This window comes from Candidatus Electronema sp. TJ (assembly GCF_048287355.1).
Lineage (GTDB): Bacteria > Desulfobacterota > Desulfobulbia > Desulfobulbales > Desulfobulbaceae > Electronema.
The window spans coordinates 1-2,550 of record NZ_JBLWEP010000122.1; the positions used below are offsets into that span (position 1 = coordinate 1).

Consider the following 2,550-nt stretch of genomic DNA (forward strand, 5'->3'; position numbering starts at 1 on the left):
CACATCAAACAGCATGCCTTTTGCGAATCAAAAGGCGTAGGTTTTGCCTTCCAAAAGGCATAGGTTTTGCGAGTCAAAAGGCGTAAGTTTTGCCTTCCAAAAGGCACAGATTTTGCGAATCAAGCAGCATGGATTTTGCGAATCAAAATACAGCCATTTTGATATATAGAATGGCACCATTTTGACATACAGAATGGTGCCATTTTGACACACAGAATGGAGCCATTTTGATTGGCAAGAAAACAGGCAGGCACAGCGCAGGCGTTTCTCTCTTTTTGCAGAGAACAGCCTGTTGTTGTCAGGAGGCTGCCCATGCTGCCCGCATGCTGTGCCGGAGAGAGTTTACTGCTGCGCGAAGGGCGGTTGCGCTGCTCGGGCATTGGAAGAGTCTGAGACGGCCTCCCCTGCGGCTTTCCGCTTGGTCCGGGCCAAATCGCGCATGTCGCCGGTTCGGTCGGACTCGTCCATGATCTCCCGGCCCATAATTTCTTCAATGATGTCCTCCAAACTGATCACCCCAGTCACGCCGCCATACTCATCCACCACCACGAAAAGATGCTGGCGGCGTTCAAAAAACTCCAGCATCACCTTGTCCAGCGGCGCAATCTCCGGGACAAAATGCGCCGGACGCATCAGCTCTTCCAGTCTGCGCTGCGACTGGTCGGAGACCGCCGCCATCACCTCGTAGCTGCGGACGATGCCGACCACGTCATCGCTGTCATCGCCGCAAACTGGCACCCGGCTGTGGATGCGCCACCGCTCCTCTTCCCGCACCGCCTCAGCCACTGTCAAGTCTTTGCTCATGCTGAACATGACGGTGCGCGGGGTCATCACCTGACGCACGGTCTTGCGGCGCAGGGCAATGATGTTGGTGATCACCGCCTCCTGCTCCGCGCCGATCTCACCGGAGCTGCGGCTCAGGCGGGCGATAGTCAGCAGCTCGTCCGCTGACACAACATGGCCTTCGCCCTTGGGCACCAGCTTGGTCACGGTCTGGCCGATGAAAATCATCGGTTTGAGCAGGAAAACCAACAGGCTGAGCGGCTGGGCAATATACGGGGCCAGCATGGCGTTGAAAGCCACGCCGACAGTTTTTGGCAGAATCTCCGAAAAAAGCAGAATGATCAGGGTGAACAACGCGGAAAACCAGATCAGGCTGGATTCGCCAAAGACCGCTGCCGCTGCCGCACCGGCTATGGCGGCTCCCATTGTGTTGGCGATGGTGTTCAACGTGAGGATGGCGGCGATGGGCTGGTCAATATTGGCTTTCAGCGTTCTGAGTGCCGCTGCCGCTTTTGGATGCTCTTCGGCCATCATCTCAATTTTGCTGATCGGCAGCGAATACAGCGCAGCTTCCAGCAGGCTACAGCAGAAGGAAAAAAAAACCGACAGGCTGACGGCGAGGACAAGTTCTGGCACCATGTTTTTTCCTCTTGGAACGGATTGTTCTGACAATTTCTGCATCTTACCTGAAACGAACTGTTTTGCCAATCGCTGGAACAGAGTATAATGCCACCGATTGCTGCTGCGGCAGCGCAGGCTAACATCCAAAAGGGGAGAACAGCGCATGAAGATTCAGCTGGAAAAAGGCGACTTGGAACAGTTTGACGGCGACATGCTCGTCTATTTCCTTCGGGAGACCGGAGGAAACGCGGTGATGTGTCCTTGCAAAGTGCTGCGGCGGAACATCAAATACGCTTGGAAGAGCAAGGATTTCTCTGGCAAGAAATGCGAGACGTTCCTTTTCTATCCTGCCGCCGCGAACAAGGATATCAAGCACAATTTAGCCGCAGGCCGGGTGCTGGCGGTCGGGCTGGGCAAAACTGGCGAGGACATCAGCGCGGATGCCCTGCGTGAGCAGCTCCGTCTGGCCGCAGGCACAGCGGCGCAGCAGGCGGCCAAGCTGAAGGTGAAAAGCCTGCTGGCTGTTCTGCCTGAAAACACCGGATTACCAGACGACGAGGTGGCGGAGGCGGTGAGCGAGGGCTTGTTGCTCGGCGCATACCGTTTCGACCGCCACAAGAGCAAGAAGAAGGACGAGGAGCCGCCGGTGAAAATTGAGTCAATGGCTCTTCATGCAGGCGGACTTGCGCAGGAGGCGGTCAAACAGGGCATCAGCCAAGGCGAGCGGGCGGCCAAGGCGGCCTGCGCGGCCAGAGACATGGCCAATGAGCCAGGCAATGTCTGGACTCCCGCCCGCTTTGCCGAGTTTGGCGAGAAGCTGGCGAAGGAGCACGGCTTGGAATGTACGGTTTTGGGTAAGCCGGAGATGAAAAAGCTGGGCATGGGCGGTCTGCTCGGTGTGAGCCGTGGTTCAGCCCAGCCGCCGAAACTGGTTATTCTCCGCTATCAGGGCAGCGACGAGAAGAAAGCCCCAACCCTGATGCTGGTCGGCAAAGGCCTGACCTTTGACGCAGGCGGCATCAGTCTTAAGCCGCCGCAGGGCATGGACGAAATGAAGTACGACATGTGCGGCGGCGCAGCGGTTATCTGCGCCATGCAGGCCATTGCCGAAGAAAAGCCAAAGGGCATCAACGTGGTGGCCTTGAT

2 protein-coding genes are annotated in these 2,550 nt (G+C 56.9%); one reads left to right on the plus strand and one right to left on the minus strand.

Features of this window, described 5'->3' with window-relative positions; genetic code table 11:
• Positions 1-342: 342 nt before the first annotated feature.
• Positions 343-1,422, minus strand: a complete 1,080-nt coding sequence (locus ACNKID_RS09205) for a hemolysin family protein (protein ID WP_417913135.1) — start codon at positions 1,420-1,422, stop codon at positions 343-345.
• A 145-nt stretch (positions 1,423-1,567) separates the two neighbouring features.
• On the opposite strand from ACNKID_RS09205, the gene ACNKID_RS09210 reads away from it, so the two are divergent.
• Positions 1,568-2,550 (plus strand): leucyl aminopeptidase family protein (locus ACNKID_RS09210; RefSeq protein WP_417913136.1); only part of this gene is annotated, 983 nt, incomplete at its 3' end.